This is a genomic window from Croceitalea vernalis, from assembly GCF_031846405.1.
In the GTDB taxonomy this organism is placed as follows: domain Bacteria; phylum Bacteroidota; class Bacteroidia; order Flavobacteriales; family Flavobacteriaceae; genus Croceitalea; species Croceitalea vernalis.
In genome coordinates, this window is record NZ_JAVRHU010000001.1 from 189013 (window position 1) to 207566 (window position 18554).

General features: G+C 34.4%; 18 protein-coding genes and 1 pseudogene. 11 read left to right on the forward strand and 8 right to left on the reverse strand.

Features of this window, described 5'->3' with window-relative positions; translation table 11 throughout:
- Positions 1-2 precede the first annotated feature (2 nt).
- Positions 3-731 (reverse strand): polyprenol monophosphomannose synthase, encoded by a 729-nt coding sequence (locus tag RM520_RS00755; protein ID WP_311383790.1) that lies wholly within the window; start codon positions 729-731, stop codon positions 3-5.
- A gap of 94 nt (positions 732-825) precedes the next feature.
- On the opposite strand from RM520_RS00755, the gene RM520_RS00760 reads away from it, so the two are divergent.
- The 3 genes from RM520_RS00760 to RM520_RS00770 are packed head-to-tail and all read left to right on the forward strand — an operon-like array spanning position 826 to position 3895.
- On the forward strand, positions 826-2490 hold the full coding sequence (locus RM520_RS00760) for an ArnT family glycosyltransferase (RefSeq protein ID WP_311386638.1): 1665 nt from the start codon (positions 826-828) through the stop codon (positions 2488-2490).
- Positions 2487-3143, forward strand: coding sequence for a DUF4271 domain-containing protein (locus RM520_RS00765; protein ID WP_311383792.1), 657 nt, complete (start codon positions 2487-2489; stop codon positions 3141-3143). Before RM520_RS00760 ends, RM520_RS00765 begins: the two co-directional genes overlap by 4 nt.
- A gap of 5 nt (positions 3144-3148) precedes the next feature.
- Positions 3149-3895, forward strand: coding sequence for a uroporphyrinogen-III synthase (locus tag RM520_RS00770; RefSeq protein ID WP_311383793.1), 747 nt, complete (start codon positions 3149-3151; stop codon positions 3893-3895).
- Positions 3896-3955: 60 nt separating this feature from the next.
- Here the strand turns inward: RM520_RS00770 and pckA are convergent, their stop codons facing one another.
- Positions 3956-5572: a phosphoenolpyruvate carboxykinase (ATP) gene (gene pckA, locus RM520_RS00775; RefSeq protein ID WP_311386639.1), complete on the reverse strand. Its 1617-nt coding sequence runs from the start codon at positions 5570-5572 to the stop codon at positions 3956-3958.
- Between the two features lie 73 nt (positions 5573-5645).
- Positions 5646-6032, reverse strand: coding sequence for a DUF423 domain-containing protein (locus tag RM520_RS00780; protein ID WP_311383795.1), 387 nt, complete (start codon positions 6030-6032; stop codon positions 5646-5648).
- A 79-nt stretch (positions 6033-6111) separates the two neighbouring features.
- Here RM520_RS00780 and RM520_RS00785 point away from each other — a divergent pair, with 79 nt between their 5' ends.
- The 3 genes and pseudogenes from RM520_RS00785 to RM520_RS00795 all read left to right on the forward strand — a co-directional run.
- Positions 6112-7485, forward strand: coding sequence for a saccharopine dehydrogenase family protein (locus RM520_RS00785; protein ID WP_311383796.1), 1374 nt, complete (start codon positions 6112-6114; stop codon positions 7483-7485).
- Between the two features lie 48 nt (positions 7486-7533).
- The gene (locus tag RM520_RS00790; RefSeq protein ID WP_311383797.1) at positions 7534-8004 is read left to right on the forward strand and encodes an Lrp/AsnC ligand binding domain-containing protein; all 471 of its coding nucleotides are present in this window, start codon (positions 7534-7536) and stop codon (positions 8002-8004) included.
- A gap of 125 nt (positions 8005-8129) precedes the next feature.
- Positions 8130-8957, forward strand: a pseudogene (locus RM520_RS00795) (lipid A-modifier LpxR family protein); the annotation flags it as partial.
- A gap of 60 nt (positions 8958-9017) precedes the next feature.
- On the opposite strand, the gene RM520_RS00800 reads toward RM520_RS00795, so the two are convergent.
- From RM520_RS00800 to leuS, 4 genes are all read right to left on the reverse strand, one after another.
- Positions 9018-9716 carry a zinc metallopeptidase gene (locus RM520_RS00800; RefSeq protein WP_311383799.1) on the reverse strand — a complete coding sequence of 233 codons (699 nt, stop codon included), beginning with the start codon at positions 9714-9716 and terminating at the stop codon, positions 9018-9020.
- Positions 9717-9901: 185 nt separating this feature from the next.
- Positions 9902-11005, reverse strand: a complete 1104-nt coding sequence (gene ald / locus RM520_RS00805; RefSeq protein WP_311386640.1) for an alanine dehydrogenase — start codon at positions 11003-11005, stop codon at positions 9902-9904.
- Between the two features lie 195 nt (positions 11006-11200).
- Positions 11201-11455 carry a SemiSWEET family sugar transporter gene (locus RM520_RS00810; RefSeq protein ID WP_311383801.1) on the reverse strand — a complete coding sequence of 85 codons (255 nt, stop codon included), beginning with the start codon at positions 11453-11455 and terminating at the stop codon, positions 11201-11203.
- A 70-nt stretch (positions 11456-11525) separates the two neighbouring features.
- Positions 11526-14342 carry a leucine--tRNA ligase gene (leuS, locus tag RM520_RS00815; protein ID WP_311386641.1) on the reverse strand — a complete coding sequence of 939 codons (2817 nt, stop codon included), beginning with the start codon at positions 14340-14342 and terminating at the stop codon, positions 11526-11528.
- Positions 14343-14431: 89 nt separating this feature from the next.
- Here leuS and RM520_RS00820 point away from each other — a divergent pair, with 89 nt between their 5' ends.
- From RM520_RS00820 to RM520_RS00840, 5 genes are all read left to right on the forward strand, one after another.
- Positions 14432-15310, forward strand: coding sequence for a cell division protein FtsX (locus tag RM520_RS00820; protein ID WP_311386642.1), 879 nt, complete (start codon positions 14432-14434; stop codon positions 15308-15310).
- A gap of 23 nt (positions 15311-15333) precedes the next feature.
- Positions 15334-15597: a DUF3098 domain-containing protein gene (locus RM520_RS00825; RefSeq protein ID WP_311383804.1), complete on the forward strand. Its 264-nt coding sequence runs from the start codon at positions 15334-15336 to the stop codon at positions 15595-15597.
- Positions 15598-16392: an undecaprenyl-diphosphate phosphatase gene (locus tag RM520_RS00830; protein ID WP_311386643.1), complete on the forward strand. Its 795-nt coding sequence runs from the start codon at positions 15598-15600 to the stop codon at positions 16390-16392.
- Positions 16393-16409: 17 nt separating this feature from the next.
- A complete protein-coding gene (gene truB / locus RM520_RS00835) occupies positions 16410-17111 on the forward strand; it encodes a tRNA pseudouridine(55) synthase TruB (RefSeq protein ID WP_311386644.1) in 702 nt (233 codons plus the stop codon).
- Between the two features lie 76 nt (positions 17112-17187).
- Complete coding sequence (locus RM520_RS00840) at positions 17188-17910, forward strand: energy transducer TonB family protein (RefSeq protein ID WP_311383807.1); 723 nt, start codon at positions 17188-17190, stop codon at positions 17908-17910.
- Here RM520_RS00840 and RM520_RS00845 read toward each other — a convergent pair.
- Positions 17893-18513, reverse strand: a complete 621-nt coding sequence (locus tag RM520_RS00845; protein WP_311386645.1) for a thioredoxin family protein — start codon at positions 18511-18513, stop codon at positions 17893-17895. The genes RM520_RS00840 and RM520_RS00845 overlap by 18 nt on opposite strands.
- Between the last annotated feature and the right edge of the window lie 41 nt (positions 18514-18554).

Here is an 18554-nt window from a genome sequence, read left to right on the forward strand (position 1 = left end):
ATTCAAAAACTTTTTCTAAAAAAAATACTTCTTAATTTCATGCTTATCACACCTAGAATAGCCTCTCTAACTATCGCTGAGTTCATTTTTGATTTTCCGTTAATTCGGTCAGTAAAGATTATAGAAACTTCTTCGATTTTAAATTTTTTGAGATACGCTCGATACTTCATTTCAATTTGAAATGCGTAACCAATAAATCGTACACGGTCTAATTCAATTGCTTCTAGAACTTCTCTCTTATAACAAACAAAACCAGCAGTAGGGTCATGAACCCACATGCCAGTGATAAGTTTTACATAAAATGAAGCACCATAAGACAGTAGTATTCTTGTAAGTGGCCAATTAACCACATTTACTCCTTTTTTATAACGAGAACCAACTGCTAAATCTGCTCCATTCAAACATGCCCGATGTAACCTCAATAAATCACTAGGTTTATGAGAAAAATCGGCATCCATTTCAAAAATAAATTCATAACCCCTTTCTAATGCCCATTTAAAACCGTGAATGTAAGCCGTACCTAAACCTGCTTTTTCTGTGCGTACCTCTAAGAAAAGCTTGTCAGAAAATTGTTCTTGTAATTCTTTAACGTTGTTTGCGGTTCCATCAGGAGAATTATCGTCAACAATGAGAATATGAAAGTCTTTTTTTAAGTCAAAGACAGTCTTAATTATGGCCTCAATATTCTCAATCTCATTAAATGTGGGTATGATTACTAATCCTTCTGGCACAAACTCAAGTTTAAAGAAGCAAAAATAGTGTTTTTATAAGCTCTCTTAATTGGTTTTCTTTATTTGTAACTTTGTATTGATAACTACAACCTCAATGGCAAAACGTTTTCCAAAGGCTTTTTTTGTCTTTTTAGGAGCTTTGTTTTTACTCAACTTAATACAAAGCTTTTTTACACCTCTTATATATGACGAGACTTATTACTGGTATTATGCTCAACAATTAGCTTGGGGCTATTTTGACCATCCGCCAATGGTAGGTTTTCTGATATGGCTTGGCAATTCAATATTGGCCGGAGAGCTTGGTGTGCGGTTTTTAAGTTGCATTTTAGGTTCGGGAACAATAACTATATTATGGTTATTAGTTGATAATGATTTAAAGAAAAAATATGTGCCACACTTTTTTCTTCTATTGTTTTCAATGGCCTTATTTAACGCTTATGGCTTTTTAACACTACCTGACACACCGCTTTTATTCTTCACCGCACTCTTCTTATTTGTATATAAAAAATTTCTAAAAGAGCCATCTATAGTAATGTCAATTGCCTTAGGGGTGGTTATGGCATGCCTGATGTATAGTAAATATCATGCCGTTCTTGTAATCATATTTGTGCTGATTTCTAATTTGAGCTTGTTAAAAAATAAGTTTGCCTGGTTGGCAGTTATTATAGCGCTGTTATGTTACGTTCCACATTTTAAATGGCTATATGACCATAATTTTGTTTCTATTGAATACCATATTTCAGAACGGCCAAATCAACCTTATACTTTTGAAGGATTTACCCTGGGGTATCTCTTGAATTTAATCGTAAATTTTGGATTACTTTTTCCTTGGTTTTATTGGGTTTTATTCCAATCTAAACCAAAAACTAAATTTAAAAAAGCATTAGTTTATTTAAGTTACGGTGTAATCGCTTTTTTCTTTTTATCTAGTTTTCACAGAAGAACGCAAGCACAATGGGTAATCGTTATTTGCATACCTATGGCAATATTAACCTATGAATATTTATTGCAAAATGGAAAAAGTAGAAAGTGGGTTTACCGTATTTCTATGGTTAGTGCTGTTTTACTTCTTTATGCAAGAATGGGTCTAATTCATAAACCTATGTTACCTATTATTTACGAAACTCATGGAAATAAAGAATGGTCAAAAGAACTTAAAAATATAGTTGGTGATACACCGGTTGTTTTTGAAAATAGTTATCGGAGAGCACCCATGTTTTCTTTTTATTCTGGAAATGAAACATTTTCATTGAACAACATTTACTACCGCCGAAATCAATATTCCATTGATAGCTCGGAAGCGGCTTTACAAAATCGAAGAGTTGCCTATGTTACCCCCTTTGCAACTAGTGGGGATTTCAGTTATACGACACTAAGTGGGCGAAAATATTTTGGAAGTTATATTGATAATTTTCAATCTTACAGAAAACTTGAATGCCAAATTGATGATAAGGAGATTGTATTGAATAACGAAGAATTAAGTTTGACAATATATAACCCTTATGAAGAAAAATTAGATTTAAATGATTTCAATTTTAATGTAGGTTATTTGAACAAATACAAGCAGTTAAAAGAAATTAAACCACTTCTTTTAACTTCGAACAATAGCGAACAATTTTTAAAACCAAATGACACCACTATTTTAAAAGTTAAGCTTACTATACCCGAAAAAATAGTGCCGCATTATATAAAATTCGCTGTATCTAAAAATGGGCTATTGCCAGGTATAAATAGTACGAGTATTAAAATTGAAAAATGAATCCGATATTTAGAAATATAACCACATTAGATTGGGTAACTGCGATTCTTGTATTTAGCCTAGTGTTGTTAGTTATTAGTAAATACTTTTTCAAAATGTCTTTTTCAACTTTTCTCATTTTGCCGTTTAATACTAAATATTTCGCCCTGAGCAAAAAAAAAGGTAAGCTTTTTAATGGGTTTCATTTACTTATTACACTGTTTCAATTGTTAAATATTGCGTTATTAGTTTTTATTGCCAATAACGTTTTAAATGAGAATCCAGTAAACACTTTCCCAAGTTTTTATTGGGTTATTTTAATATCAATTCTAGGCTATCTTTTTTTTAAAATTGTTCTTCAAGCATGTAATGGCTATTTCTTTGAAAATTTGAGTGAAATGAACGATTTAATTTTTGAAAAGTTAAGTTATTTCAATTACGGAGGATTAATCGCCTTTTTGGGTAATGTTATAGTTCTTTACATAATTCCAGAATCTAAAGTCATAATTTATATAGTCCTAAGCCTAATTTTATTAGTAAATGCTAGTGGTTTGGTCACTATATTGAGAAACCATCAAAAATTGATTGTTGCAGACATTCTTTATTTTATTTTGTACCTTTGCACACTCGAAATTTCACCCTTAGTGATTGTCGCAAGCTATCTAAAAGATTGATTCTTATGAAAGTAAAAACGATTTTGGTATCTCAACCAGAACCAAAGATGGAAAATTCTCCATATTCACGACTTATTGAAAAGTCAAAGGTAAAAGTTGATTTTAGACCTTTTATTCATGTGGAAGGCGTTGACGCTAAAAATGTGCGTCAACAGAAAATTGACCTTAATGATTTTACTGCAATTATTTTAACAAGTAGAAATGCTGTTGACCATTTTTTTAGAATTGCAGAAGAAATGCGATTTAAGGTGCCTGACAGTATGAAATATTTTTGTCAGTCAGAGGCAGTTGCTTTTTACTTACAGAAATATGTGGTATACAGAAAACGTAAAATATATGTTGGTAAACGTTTGTTTACTGATTTAACACCAATGTTTAAAAAATATAAGGATGAAAAGTTTTTAGTTCCTTCATCGGATAGCTTAAAACCGCAGGTTCCAAAAACTCTTGATGATCTTAAATTAGATTGGAAAAGAGGTGTTTTTTATAAAACGGTGGTAAGCGACCTTTCTGATTTAAGAAACGTGTATTACGACGTATTGGTTTTCTTTAGCCCTTCAGGTATCGAGTCATTATTGAAGAATTTTCCTGACTTTGAACAGAATGATACTCGAATTGCTGTTTTCGGAAATAGTACAGTTAGCGCCGCGACGGACGCAGGTCTTCGGATAGATATTAAAGCGCCAACTCCTGAAACACCATCTATGACTATGGCTCTTCAAAAATATATTTTAGACGCTAATAATAAATAAGAGTCTATCCTTACATAAACAAAAAATCCCCAAGTAAATAGTACTTGGAGATTTTTTGCTTTAGAAGGCATATCGTTGCGGCCCACCTCGCCTAATTTCTTCATTGGCATAAGCTTCAAATTTTTTAAAATTCTCTCGAAATGCATTAGACAATTTAAAAGCTGTTCTATAATACGCGTCATCATCATTCCAAGTAGCTCTAGGACTTAATACTTTTGATGGAACCCCTGGACATTCTCTAGGTTGGGCAACACCAAAAACAGAATGAATATGATAATTGTCGTAATTATATAAACCAAGGTCACCATTTAATGCTGCACTAATCATTGCTCTCGTATACTTTAGTTTCATTCGAGTACCAATACCATAAGGGCCTCCTGTCCAACCTGTATTTACAAGCCATACATCAACACCTGACTCAATCATTTTTTTGCTTAACATCTCGGCATAGTTGGCTGGATGTAAAGGCATAAATGGAGCTCCAAAGCAAGCAGAAAATGATGGCTGAGGCTCTACCACACCTGCCTCAGTACCCGCAACCTTTGCCGTATAACCAGAAATAAAATGATAAGCCGCTTGTGATGGTGTCAATTTTGATATTGGAGGTAATACTCCGAAGGCATCTGCAGTTAAAAAGAATACATTTTTGACATTTTTGCCAATTGAGGGCTGTTGAATATTATCAATATGATAAATAGGATAACTAACTCTAGTATTTTGAGTGATGGAAGTGTCCTCAAAATCTACGTCACCCTTATCATTCATAATGACATTCTCTAAAATCGCTCCTTTTTTGATAGCGCCATAAATCTCTGGCTCATTCTCTTTTGAAAGGTTAATGACTTTAGCATAACAACCTCCTTCAAAATTAAACACGGTGTTTTTTGATGTCCAACCATGTTCATCATCGCCAATCAATTTACGATTAGGATCTGTTGAAAGGGTTGTTTTACCAGTACCTGATAATCCAAAGAAAATAGCAGTGTCACCCTTTTCACCAACGTTCGCCGAGCAGTGCATTGGTAACGTGTTCTTATCAACAGGTAAAATAAAATTTAAAGCAGAAAAGATTCCCTTTTTAATTTCACCTGTATAGCCAGTGCCACCAATTAAAGCAATCTTTCTCGAAAAATTAAGGATAGCAAAATTGTGTTGTCTTGTTCCATCAACAGTGGAGTCTGCCATAAACCCTGGAGCGTTAATAACAGTCCACTCAGCCTCAAAATGCTCTAACTCAACATTTGTAGGCCTTAAAAACATATTATATGCAAACATGTTTGACCATGGATATTCATTAATTACTCGAATGTTTAAACGATAATCTGTTTCTGCACAAGCATAAGCGTCTCTTACATAAAGTTCTTTATCATTCAAATAATCAATAACCTTATCATGTAACGCGTCAAACTTTTCACTATCGAATGGGATATTAATATCTCCCCACCAAATTTTGTCTTCAGTTATCTCATCTTTTACTATAAAACGATCCATTGGTGAACGTCCAGTGAACTCTCCAGTATTTACCGCCAAAGCACCAAAAGATGATTCCTTTCCCATCTTTTTTTCGATAGTTATTTGGTGTAATGCTTCTGAGGTTAATTGATAATGAATATTAGTATGATTTATTCCGTTTTTCGTTAACGAAATCGTTTTCGTAAGCTGGTCATTAGTGGCCATAAAACTTATTTTTTTTAAGTTGGTACAAAGCTAAAAAAATATAACCCTACACCACTTAAAATATTGTTCTAATTCACAATTTCTTAGACAAAACCACGTAGGCCAGATAAGCCCATCCAAAAATTAAAAAGAGACCTCCTATAGGCGTTATAAATCCAATTTTTTTAAAATCAAAATTGGTTAATACATTGGTAGCCAGTAAATAGATAGAGCCAGAAAACAAAATTACTCCTACCAATACTGTGTAGTATACTGTCATCTTGGCCCCATTTGTTATTACAGGAATTAGACTTAAAATCATTAAAAATAAGGCGTGATACATTTGATATTTCACACCAGTTTCAAACGTATTAATTTCATCTGGTCCAAGTACTTTTTTTAAGCCATGGGCTGCAAATGCCCCTATAATAACAGCCAAAAGCCCAAGTATGATACCTGTAACTAAAATTGTTTTGTTCATAACTCAAATGTCTTTATTCTTTAAAAATATAACAATTTGATACCTTAGTCTTCGTTATTTACAAAGGTAACTTAATCTTATGTCACGAAAAATTTTAGTCTTAGGAGCAGGGAAGTCAACATCTTATTTAATTGATTATTTTCTAGATAAATCTGAATCTGAAAATCTGAAAATTACCATAGGAGATTTACACCCTATAACTATTCCCAAGTCCATACAACAGCATAATAATTGTAGTGTTATAACCCTAGACATTTTTAATGATATAGAAAGACAAAGTACTATCAAAAAATCAGATATCGTAGTCTCAATGTTGCCCGCCCGTTTCCATATCAAAGTTGCTGAAGATTGCCTTGCTTTTAAAAAGCATCTTGTGACAGCTTCTTATGTTAGTGAGGATATAAAGAAGTTAGATAAAGAGGCTAAAGACAAAAATCTAATTTTCATGAATGAAATTGGTCTAGACCCAGGACTTGATCACATGAGTGCGATGGAAGTAATTGACCGAATCCGAGAAAAAGGCGGTAAAATGCTGCTTTTTGAATCATTTACCGGCGGATTAGTAGCTCCTGAAAGCGACGACAACTTATGGAATTATAAGTTTACCTGGAATCCAAGAAATGTGGTTGTTGCAGGACAAGGGGGTGCTGCGAAATTTATTCAAGAAGGAACCTACAAGTATATTCCTTATCAAAAATTATTTCGCCGAACTGAATTTTTAGATATTGAAGGATATGGCAAATTCGAAGCTTATGCCAATCGCGATTCCTTATGGTACCGAGAGGCTTATGGTCTTGAAAGTGTCTTAACGCTTTATAGGGGTACTATGCGCAGAGTCGGTTTTTCAAAAGCATGGAATATGTTTGTTCAACTAGGAATGACTGATGACAGTTATACTATTGAAAATTCAGAGGGTATGTCATATCGCGAATTTGTAAATCTATTTTTGCCCTATTCTCCAACAGACTCGGTAGAATTAAAACTAAGACACTATTTAAAAATTGACCAAGATGATAGTGTATGGGGAAAACTACTAGAGCTTGATTTATTCAATTCAAATAAGCTATTAAGTTTGAAAAATGCTACCCCAGCTCAAGGACTTCAACAAATTCTCGAAGCAAGTTGGACCCTTAAAACAAATGAAAAAGATATGATAGTCATGTATCATAAATTTGGATATGAACTGGGGGGAGAAAAAAAACAGCTCGACGCAAATATGGTTGTAATAGGCGAAACAAAAACTCATACTGCAATGGCAAAAACCGTAGGCTTGCCAGTTGCCATTGCTACAATTCAAATTTTAAATAAAAAAATCATTACCCCAGGAGTTCAAATACCAATTTCAAAAGAAGTTTATGAACCTATCTTAAAAGAACTTAGAACTTTAGGAATCAATTTTAAAGAATATCGAGTGCCGTATTTAGGTTACAATCCTGATTCGGTGGCTAGTTAAAAGTTCGAGTCGTTTTAATACCTTTGGATTTCTAATTTCGGACAAATCATGAAATCCTCTAACAATTCGGTTAAAATAGATGGTATTGACAAAAAGATATTAAGGTATTTGATGCAAGATGCCCGAAAACCAATACTTGAGATTGCTAGAAACATCGGTATCTCTGGTGCTGCTATTCACCAAAGACTTCGAAAACTAGAAGCGTCTGGTCTTTTATCCGGATCAAAATTTGTAATTAATCCGAAGGTTTTAGGGTATACGACCATGGCTTATATTGGTATTTTTTTAGATAAAGCTATGTCAAATCCTAGGGCAGTTTCAGCTTTGGAAAAAATTCCTGAAGTTCTAGAATGTCACTACACAACAGGTAACTGGTCCATACTCATTAAAGTATTATGTAAAGATAATGAGCATCTTATGCATGTACTTAATAAAGAAATTCAACAAATAGAAGGGGTATCAAGAACGGAAACTTTTATATCGCTTAATCAACAAATTGATAGACAGATTACGATTTGACGACTAAGCTATCTATGTTAACAAAAACATTCGTCTTTTTTCCTCTTGCAGTCTTATTATTATTTTTGAATAATCATCTTCATGCTCAAACCAGTGCTCCAATTAGCTAAAATCAGCAACTAGAGTTAAAACATGATAATGATTTTTTTATGCTTACCGACCGCTATTATTCATCTGGTTTATTTTTAACTTATCGAAAATTTCTTTCTAAAGGCATTTTCAAGAATAACAACGAACAATTAGACTTTACCATTGGTCAAGAGGTATACACGCCCTCACAAACACAATCTACAAATAGTGCAGTCTTTGATAGACCTTATACCGGGTTTACCGGACTAAAGACAACGTGGTCGGCTTCGTCTCAAAAAAGTGAACTTTTTAGAGCTGAAATTTTAATTGGTATTGCTGGTTTAAATTCTGGTGCAGGAGGTTTTCAACGTTGGTACCATCAAGCAATTGCCATATCAGACTCCCCATTGTGGATTGATGAAGTTAACGATAGCTTTCACTTAAATACCTATTTAAGTTATGTGAAAGACTGGACTATAGCTCCAGAACCCTTTGGAATTCGTTTGGCGCTCCAACCCACCCTTGCATTCGGTTCAAGAGACATTTATCTTGAAGCAGAAGCCATACTTTTTTTTGGTCGTAGAAATGAAATCGGTAAAAGTATTGCATATAATAGGCTAGGTTCTGTAGATAGGGAAATCTATTTTGCTCTGAGAGCAAGCTACCGAAGTGTTTTTTATAATGGCCTTATTGAAGGAAACTTGTTTGGTGATAATTCACCTATATTAACAGAAAGTTCTCAATCCATCTTACGTTTGGGATTTGATTTCTACCATCGTTTTCAACGAAATGATTATAAAGTAGGGCTTCGATTTAATTCTTCAGAAACAGTAATAGCAAAAAAACATAAATACGTTATGCTTTCTTATAGTAAAAGCTTTTAGCCAAAAAAGCCTGTTTGAAATACTTTCAAACAGGCTTAAAGAATTTTATCAAAATTATTTTTAATCGCGGCTTGCCACTCTCATTGCAAAATATAACAAAGTAGCCAATGCCCCAATTGCAGCGACAACATAAGTTCTAGCTGCCCATTTTAATGCATCCTCAGCACCGGCATATTCTTCTTGACTCACTATATTTTTGTTCTTTAACCATGCTAAAGCTCTATTACTTGCATCATATTCCACAGGCAAGGTTATAAAACTGAATAAGGTTCCAATGCCATAAAGAGCAACTCCGACCCAGGCAATGGTCCCTCCAATTGCAGTAGTACCCATCAAGGCTAAACCTCCAAAAATGACGAACATTGAAAACCTAGAAGTAATATTCAAGATAGGTACCAATTGTGATCTCATTTTCAACCAACTATAGGCTTGTGCGTGTTGTACGGCATGACCAACTTCATGAGCTGCTACAGCCGCCGCTGATGCATTTCGTTGTGCATAAACTCCTTCACTTAAATTAACCGTTTTATTTGCAGGATTGTAATGATCGGTTAGCATGCCTGGAGTTGAAATTACCTTTACGTCTCTAATGCCATGGTCATCCAACATTTTTTGCGCAATCTCAGCACCACTCATTCCATTTCTCAAATGAACTTTAGAGTAGTGTTTAAATTTACTTTTTAAACGCCTACTAACCAACATACTAAATAAGCCAAACACAGCTGCTATTACTATATAACCTATATCAAATCCAAACATAATTTTCCGTTTTAATTAATTTAAAGATACTAAAGTATTTTAGGGCAAATGCCATTCACATTAATCTCCGTTAATCTTTAGCTCCAAATTTCAAATGCAAAAACCCCGCCAAATACCCTGAGTTAGTATTTCAGGACATGACGAGGTCTCGTAAACTGACAAAATGTTAGTAAAAGCGATGTTTTTTAAACTAACACGGGATTTTGCAAATTAAAACTCTCTGCTATTTCTTTATAAACTACTTCACCTTCAATTATATTTAAACCTTTTTCTAATGACTTATCCATTCGGCAAGCACTTTGCCATCCATTATTGGCTAATTTAAGTACATAAGGCAAAGTGACATTAGTTAAAGCTACCGTAGAAGTGTAAGGTACTGCACCCGGCATATTGGCGACGCAATAGTGAACCACATCATCAATAATATATGTCGGATTTTCATGAGTAGTTGCCTTAGTAGTTTCTACACAACCACCTTGGTCAACCGCAACATCAACAATTACGGCTCCCGGATTCATATGTTTCAACATATCGCGGGTAATTAGATTAGGTGCTTTAGCTCCTTTTAATAGAACCCCTCCTATTATTAAATCGTGTGTTTGTATGTGCTTTCTAATATTAAATTCGTTAGAAAATTCAGTTACTACATGAGGTGGCATCACGTCGTTTACATAACGCAAACGTTTCATATTAATATCAAGAACTGTTACATGAGCCCCAAGACCTGCGGCCATTTTTGCAGCCTGAATACCCACAGTACCCGCACCCAAAACTAAAACTTTACCTGGGGCAACTCCTGGAACTCCGCCCAACAAAACACCTCTACCCTTTTTAGGTTTCTCAAGATATTTTGCTCCTTGCTGAATAGCCATTCGACCGGCAACTTCTGACATTGGAGTTAATAAAGGAAGTGTACCCTCATCATCTTCTACCGTTTCATATGCAATACAGATTCCTTTCTGCTTAATCATTGCACGAGTTAAAGACTCACTTGAGGCAAAATGGAAATAAGTAAAAACAATTTGACCTTCTTGTATTAATTCATATTCTTCTTGAATTGGTTCTTTGACCTTTACAATCATTTCACTAATGGCATAAACTTCACCAATGGTATCTAAAATAGCTGCTCCAACTTTTTGGTAATCACTATTGAAAAAACCACTGCCTTCACCTGCACCAGACTGCACATATACGGTATGATTATTCTTTACCAGTTCAAAAACACCAGCTGGTGTCATTCCAACTCGACTTTCATTGTTCTTAATTTCTTTGGGTATGCCTACAATCATTTTACTGTTTATTTTGATTATTGACCCAAAAGTCACTCAAATAAACGATTGAAGAAAGAAAAATTCGATAAAATGCATACTTTTTTATACAAAAAGTACTTTTATATAATTATTACCCCTATTTTTATAGGGTTAATTTTCATAAATGTTAGTTGTTTTAATATTGACCCCTATTTTTTTTAGGGGTCTTTGTTTTTATTTATGTTTTATTTTTAAAGCTAACATTATAATTACAAGAACACCCGTAATGGTATTCGCTAATATTATGGCCAAACTTTCATGGTAAATTCCATAAATCAACCATAATATTAGGCCTATAAACAAAACCACATACATGGTTAATGAAATATCAGCAGTAGATTTTTCTTTTAAAGCTTTATAAACTTGGGGTACAAAGGCTGCCGTCGTGCATGTAGCAGCAATCAAACCTATAATTTCTATAGTTTGCATACACAATACTTTTTGAATTCACTATTCAAAATCGATAGTGAATTATTACTATTATTATGAAGAAAGGTATTTAACCTACAATATTCACAATCTTACCTGGTACCACAATAACCTTTTTAGGAGTACGACCAGCCAATTGTGTTTGGGTTTTTTCATAAGCCATTACAGCAGTTTCAATCTCTTCTTTACTTAGTTCTAAAGGCAGTTCCATTGTAAAACGCATTTTACCATTAAATGAAATTGGATATTCTTTACTACTTTCAACTAAGTATGAATCATTAAAAACAGGAAAAGATGCTTCAGAAATTGATGCTTTATTTCCCAACTTTTCCCAAAGTTCTTCCGCAATATGCGGTGCATAAGGCGAAACTAAAATAGCTAGAGGCTCTAAAATAGCGCTACTGTTGCATTTCTGGGCAGTCAGTTCATTGACACAGATCATAAATGTAGAGACCGAAGTATTAAAGCTAAAATTCTCAATATCTTCTTCTACCTTTTTGATGGTTTTATGAAGGGTTTTTAAATTCTCCTTAGTTGGTTTTTCATTATCAATAGACAAATACAGTTTCCAAAGTTTTTTTAAGAACGAATGCACACCGGTAATACCTGCCGTATTCCATGGTTTGGATTGTTCTAAAGGCCCCAAAAACATTTCGTACAATCTCAAACTATCTGCTCCATATTCATCACAAATCGAGTCAGGATTTACCACATTGTATTTTGACTTGGACATTTTTTCAACTTCACGACCAACAATGTACTTTCCATCATTTAAAATGAATTCCGCGTCAGACAAATCAGGTCTCCATTTTTTAAAAGCTTCAACATCTAGTTCATCTGAAGAATTAATCAAACTGACATCTGCATGAATAGGTGTTACTTCCTTATTGGTTATTAATCCTTTTGATAAGATTTTACCCGTACTTTTTTCTCTGTAAACAAAAGCACTAGTTCCAGTAATCATTCCCTGATTAATCAACTTCTTCGCAAACTCCCCTTTTGGGGCGATACCTTTATCATGTAAGAATTTTTGCCAAAAACGGCTATATAATAAATGCCCAGTAGCATGTTCGCTACCACCAATATATAAGTCTACATCTTCCCAATACTTAATGGCCTCTTCAGAATAAATCGCCAGATCATTATGCGGATCCATATAGCGGTTAAAGTACTGTGAGCTACCTGCCCAACCTGGCATGGTATTTAACTCGAGAGGCCACACTGTGGCATTATTTATTTTATCATTACCAACTACTTTATTGGTCTCAGTGTCCCAAGCCCAGTGCGTCGCATTTCCCAATGGCGGCTCGCCTGTTTCCGTTGGCAAGTATTTTTCCACCTCTGGTAATTCTATGGGCAAATGTTCTTTCCCAATCATTTGTGGCATTCCATCCGCATCATAGTAAACAGGAAAAGGCTCTCCCCAATAGCGTTGACGACTAAATACGGCATCGCGTAATCGATAATTGATTTTACCTTTACCTTGCCCTAATTGCTCTAACTCAAAAATAGCTCTCTTTACTGCTTTTTTATAAGGCAAGTCATTTAGAAAATCAGAATCCGTAATAACAGTCTTCTCTTTATCTGCGAATGCTTCTTCTGAAATATCAACGTCTTTAAAAATATTAGGTATGGCAATGTTAAAGTGTTTAGCGAAATCATAATCGCGCTGGTCTCCACAAGGTACAGACATTACAGCACCAGTGCCATAGCCCGCTAAAACATAGTCCCCTATCCAAATTGGAACGAGTTCTTTGCTAAAAGGATGAATAGCATATGCGCCGGTAAAGGCACCTGAAATGGTCTTGACATCGGCCATTCTTTCGCGTTCTGACCGTTTGGCCGTGGCTGTTTTATAGGTTTCTACCTCAGCTTTTTGCTCTGGTGTGGTAATTTTAGCTACCAACTCATGTTCTGGGGCCAAAGTCATAAATGAAACTCCAAAAATAGTATCAGGGCGAGTAGTAAATACCTCGATGGGGTAAGATTGATTATTATCTACAGTAGTTGATGTCATAAAAGTGACAGATGCGCCTTCGCTTCTTCCAATCCAATTGGTTTGAGAATCTTTTAAAGGCTGTGGCCAATCTACGGTATCTAATCCATCCAACAATCTTTGTGAATAAGCCGTAATACGCATCATCCATTGACGCATTTTTTTACGAATAACTGGATGACCTCCACGTTCAGAAACGCCATTTACTATTTCGTCATTCGCCAAAACCGTGCCCAATGCTGGACACCAATTCACATCAGCGTCAGCTAAAAAGGTTAAACGATACTTTAATAAAACCTGTTGCTTCTCTTTTTCTGAAAAACCATGCCAAGTTTCATTAGAGAACATTTTAATGTCATCATCACATGCTGCATTTACGTTACTATTTCCTTCTTTTTCAAAAATTTCGATTAGGTTCTGTATATCCTCCGCTTTATCGGACTCATTATTGTACCAAGAATTAAAAAGTTGAATAAAAATCCATTGTGTCCATTTGTAATACTTAGAATTTGAAGTACGTACCTCTCGACTCCAATCAAAAGAAAAACCTAATCTATCTAACTGTTCCCTATATCTATTGATATTTGTCTCTGTTGTAATTGCTGGGTGCTGACCTGTTTGAATCGCATATTGCTCCGCAGGCAAACCAAATGAGTCATAACCCATGGGATGTAATACGTTGAAACCTTTATGCCTTTTAAAACGCGCATAAATATCACCTGCTATATAGCCTAGTGGATGCCCCACGTGCAAGCCTGCCCCTGAAGGATAAGGAAACATAGACAATGTATAGTACTTTGGCTTATCTGAATCATTTCTGGCTTTAAACGTTTCGTTCTTTGCCCAATAATTTTGCCATTTATTTTCGATTTCTTTAAAATCGTAGTTCATCGTATTCACTGCTTTTGTAATGCGCAAAAATAGTGGTAATCCCTTTAAAACCGATTTACTTTTCTATTTTTACTTTTTCAAAGATATATATGGCGCAATATATTGAAAGGTATCAAAGACGACGCTTAATATCATCGTATTTTTCGGTGGTGTTGAGTATTGCTCTAGTGCTTTTTCTTTTAGGGGTTCTTGGAATGTTAGTTTTAAATACTAAAAAGTTGGCCGACCACTTTAAAGAACAGATTACAATTTCCGTCTTTTTAAAGGATAATGCCAAACCTGTAGAAATTGACCAGCTCCAAAAAAGTCTTGCAATGGCTGACTACACAAAATCTGCACTTTATGTTTCAAAAGAAGACGCAGCAGAACAATATAGTGAAGATATTGGGGAGAACTTTCAAGAATTTTTGGGATATAATCCTTTAAAAAATTCTGTAGATGTAAATCTTAAAGCAGCTTTTGTTTCGCCAGAACAAGTAGAAGAAATTGCCGCGGGTATTGCTTCTAAAACTTATGTCGATGAAGTAAGTTATGACAAACCATTACTGTCACTTTTAAATGACAATGTAAAAAAACTTAGTCTCTGGATTCTTATAGCTAGTGCCATTTTCACATTTATTGCTGTGTTACTTATCAATAGCTCAATTCGCCTTTCTATTTATTCAAAACGTTTTATTATTAAAACCATGCAAATGGTTGGGGCAACTAAAAAATTCATTCGAAAACCTTTTATAACAACTAACCTTAAATTAGGAATATTAGGGTCTTTGTTAGCCCTTTTGGCATTAGCCGTTGTTTTGTATTATGTCAATTCTAGTTTTCCTGAATTGAACCTTTTTCAAGATTTAACAGTATTGATTATATTATTTTCCGGAGTGTTATTGTTGGGTATTTTAATTTCATACATCAGTACATACTTTGCTACCCAACGTTTTCTGAATTTGAGAACCGATGACCTCTATTATTAAAACAAAAAAGAAATTTTTCCGTTATGAGTAAGAAAAATAAGACAGAGCAAAAACCAAAGATGGAATTTATCTTTCAAAAGAAGAACTATACTTTTTTGTTTATTGGACTCGGCTTAATTGCATTAGGCTTTATTCTGATGGCAGGAGGAGGTAGTGATGACCCAAATGTATTCAACCCAGAAATTTATAATTTCAGAAGAATTCGTTTGGCGCCGACTTTGATTCTTATTGGTTTGGGCATACAGATTTATGCCATCTTATTGAATCCTAACAAAAAAAAGAAATAATTGGAAATAATTGATGCTATTATCCTGGGTATCATTCAGGGATTAACGGAGTTTTTACCTGTATCTTCAAGCGGACATTTAGAACTAGGCAAGGCAATTTTAGGAGCAAATGCTATCCCAGAAGAAAGCCTGCTCTTTACTGTTGTTCTGCATTTTGCAACGGCATTAAGTACCATAGTAATTTTTCGCAAAGACATTCTTGATATTTTTAAAGGGCTTTTTCAATTTAATTGGAATGAGGAAACACAATTTGCAGTTAAAATTATTGTTTCTATGATTCCAGCAGCTTTAGTTGGCTTCTTTCTTGAAGATTTTATGATTGTATTTTTTGACGGTGCTATTATCATTGTAGGTATTATGCTTATCATCACAGCTGTATTACTTTATTTGGCAGATATGGCTAAAACAACCAATAAAGGTGTTTCATTTAAAAGTGCTTTTATCATAGGTTTGGCTCAGGCTGTGGCCATGTTACCAGGTATTTCAAGAAGTGGGGCTACTATTTCGACATCAGTTTTATTAGGTATTGATAAAACAAAATCTGCACGTTTTTCATTTTTAATGGTTGTTCCACTAATTTTTGGTAAAGTTGCTAAAGATATATTAGGTGGAGAATTAAGTTTTGAAAGTTCTCAAATGGCACCCATGGCAGCCGGCTTTATAGCAGCTTTTGTAGCAGGGCTTTTTGCCTGTACTTGGATGATACAACTGGTTAAGAAAAGTAAATTAACCTATTTTGCCATATACTGTTTGGTGGTAGGGCTAATCGCAATTGGTTGGAGTCTGTGGGCTTAATGATTTAGGTTCTTTTCATGAAACAAACCAAAGAAGATTTTTTAAACGGTCAAACCCTGCTGATTGATAAACCATTGGGCTGGAGTTCTTTTCAAGCTGTGAATGCTTTAAAATGGGCTATTAGAAAAAAATTTCATCTTAAAAAAATCAAAATAGGGCATGCGGGTACTTTAGACCCACTAGCTACAGGACTTTTAATTATATGTACCGGAAAATTCACAAAACAAATACCAGAACTTCAAGGGCAAATAAAAGAGTACACCGGCACTTTTACTTTAGGTGGAACAACACCTTCTTATGATTTAGAAACCGAAGTGAATCAGGAATTTTCTATTGATCATCTTACCTCAGATATAATTCATAAAACCACCTCAAAATTTATTGGTGAAATCGACCAAAAGCCACCCATATTTTCTGCCCTTAAAAAAGATGGAAAACGCCTTTATGAATTTGCTAGAAAAGGAGTTGAGGTCGAAATTAAAAAAAGAAAAGTTACCATTTCTGAATTTGAAATTACCGCTATTGATTTGCCGAAAGTAAGGTTTAGAGTAGTCTGTAGTAAAGGAACTTACATTCGTTCTTTAGCCAATGATTTTGGTAAGGCCCTTAATTCTGGTGCTCACCTATCAGAACTTAAAAGAACCAAAATCGGTGATTTTGACGTAAATAAAGCCATAACTCCTGCTATTTTCAAAGAACAATTAGATTTAGAAGATTAAAGAACATTGAATCAAAGGCAATTTAAGCCATGAAATAGATAAAATATTTTTCTGAAATTAAGGTTATAGTAGCACCATGAATCTAAATAGAAAGCAATTATCATTATTAATTACCATCTTTTCGATGGCGATTGTGCTATTGCTACTCTATAGTATTAGACTAGGTGGGCAACAAGAGGAAGAATATGTGATTGAAATGGCACTTGCCGATGAGGATATCGAAGAGTTATTACAAGAAGAAGAACAACGATTAGAAGAGTTAAAAAACAACTTAGATCCTATTAAAAGCCACATGGCTTTGAACGAAACTGCCAAACCAAGTATTGGGGAACCCGAGCCTTTAAAAACACTTGAAGAAATCATGGAAGAACGCCAAATGAGCGAAAATACTAATGATTTTTTAAGTAACGATTCTGGTTATGCTGCTAGTTTAAAAGAGCTTGCTAAAAAACGTAAAGAACGTAAAGAACAATTAGGTGAAAAAGAAGCTGAAAAGAAGGAGTTTACCAATGCGTTAAAAGACAAACGCACCTCAATTTCATTTTCATTAGTTGATAGAAATGCTTACGATTTACCACCTCCAATTTATACGTGTTTAAATGGAGGTAAAGTGGTAATCAATATTGAAGTTGATAAATCAGGCAGTGTTACTGAGGCCTATTTAAATGCTAAAAGTTCAACAACAACTGATTTTTGTTTGATTGATAACGCTATCGCTTACGCTTTAAAAGCTCAGTTTAGCTCGGGCAACAAATCACAGCAAAAAGGAACCATCACTTACTTATTTCAAAGTAAGTAATTTCACTAAATCGTCAAGGATGGTTTGACCTTTATCCTTATTATACCAGACTTGTAGATTTTCTTTAAATTCAGGACTTAATTTGCCATGCTCTGTTTTGTAGTCATTTACCATTTTGGTTGCAGTACTTGGTCTAGGTCCCCATTCACCCAATACTGTATGAGTTTTAGAATTAAGTGCAATTAGTTTAGGAATGGATTGTGCACCATTTGTGAGAAATAAATTCATTAATTCAAGATTCTCATCACGCAAAACAATTTTTAAATCGAGTTTTGAGTTTAACTCAGCCATTTTGTTCATAACGGGCAAGCTAGGAGAGGCATCACCACACCAGCTCTCGGTCAAAACCAACCAAGTAGTTTTAGAATTTAGATTTGCAATCTTACTTTTATATTCTTTGGATATCTTCAAAGTTTTGTCCCAACGTTTCATTCTCCTATCATTAAGCTGGGTATAATTAATCAAGGTATCGGTTTGAATAGGTCCAGAATTAGAATTTGTCTCTGCTAATTTTTTAACTAAATCTCTATATTCACGATAACTTATTGCCTTTTCTAGCGCTTTTTTAATATTCTCTTCAACAGGTCTATTCGAGTTGTTCATACTAATAGTAATACAGTTTTGCTTTTTACAAAACTATCGTC

Excerpts from the sequence above, each read along its gene's own strand:
- RM520_RS00760 (WP_311386638.1), top strand. The coding sequence starts at position 826 with ATGGCAAAACGTTTTCCAAAGGCTTTTTTTGTCTTTTTAGGAGCTTTG.
- RM520_RS00765 (WP_311383792.1), top strand. The coding sequence starts at position 2,487 with ATGAATCCGATATTTAGAAATATAACCACATTAGATTGGGTAACTGCG.
- RM520_RS00770 (WP_311383793.1), top strand. The coding sequence starts at position 3,149 with ATGAAAGTAAAAACGATTTTGGTATCTCAACCAGAACCAAAGATGGAA.
- pckA (WP_311386639.1), bottom strand. The coding sequence starts at position 5,572 with ATGGCCACTAATGACCAGCTTACGAAAACGATTTCGTTAACGAAAAAC.
- RM520_RS00780 (WP_311383795.1), bottom strand. The coding sequence starts at position 6,032 with ATGAACAAAACAATTTTAGTTACAGGTATCATACTTGGGCTTTTGGCT.
- RM520_RS00785 (WP_311383796.1), top strand. The coding sequence starts at position 6,112 with ATGTCACGAAAAATTTTAGTCTTAGGAGCAGGGAAGTCAACATCTTAT.
- RM520_RS00790 (WP_311383797.1), top strand. The coding sequence starts at position 7,534 with ATGAAATCCTCTAACAATTCGGTTAAAATAGATGGTATTGACAAAAAG.
- RM520_RS00800 (WP_311383799.1), bottom strand. The coding sequence starts at position 9,716 with ATGTTTGGATTTGATATAGGTTATATAGTAATAGCAGCTGTGTTTGGC.
- ald (WP_311386640.1), bottom strand. The coding sequence starts at position 11,005 with ATGATTGTAGGCATACCCAAAGAAATTAAGAACAATGAAAGTCGAGTT.
- RM520_RS00810 (WP_311383801.1), bottom strand. The coding sequence starts at position 11,455 with ATGCAAACTATAGAAATTATAGGTTTGATTGCTGCTACATGCACGACG.
- leuS (WP_311386641.1), bottom strand. The coding sequence starts at position 14,342 with ATGAACTACGATTTTAAAGAAATCGAAAATAAATGGCAAAATTATTGG.
- RM520_RS00820 (WP_311386642.1), top strand. The coding sequence starts at position 14,432 with ATGGCGCAATATATTGAAAGGTATCAAAGACGACGCTTAATATCATCG.
- RM520_RS00825 (WP_311383804.1), top strand. The coding sequence starts at position 15,334 with ATGAGTAAGAAAAATAAGACAGAGCAAAAACCAAAGATGGAATTTATC.
- truB (WP_311386644.1), top strand. The coding sequence starts at position 16,410 with ATGAAACAAACCAAAGAAGATTTTTTAAACGGTCAAACCCTGCTGATT.
- RM520_RS00840 (WP_311383807.1), top strand. The coding sequence starts at position 17,188 with ATGAATCTAAATAGAAAGCAATTATCATTATTAATTACCATCTTTTCG.
- RM520_RS00845 (WP_311386645.1), bottom strand. The coding sequence starts at position 18,513 with ATGAACAACTCGAATAGACCTGTTGAAGAGAATATTAAAAAAGCGCTA.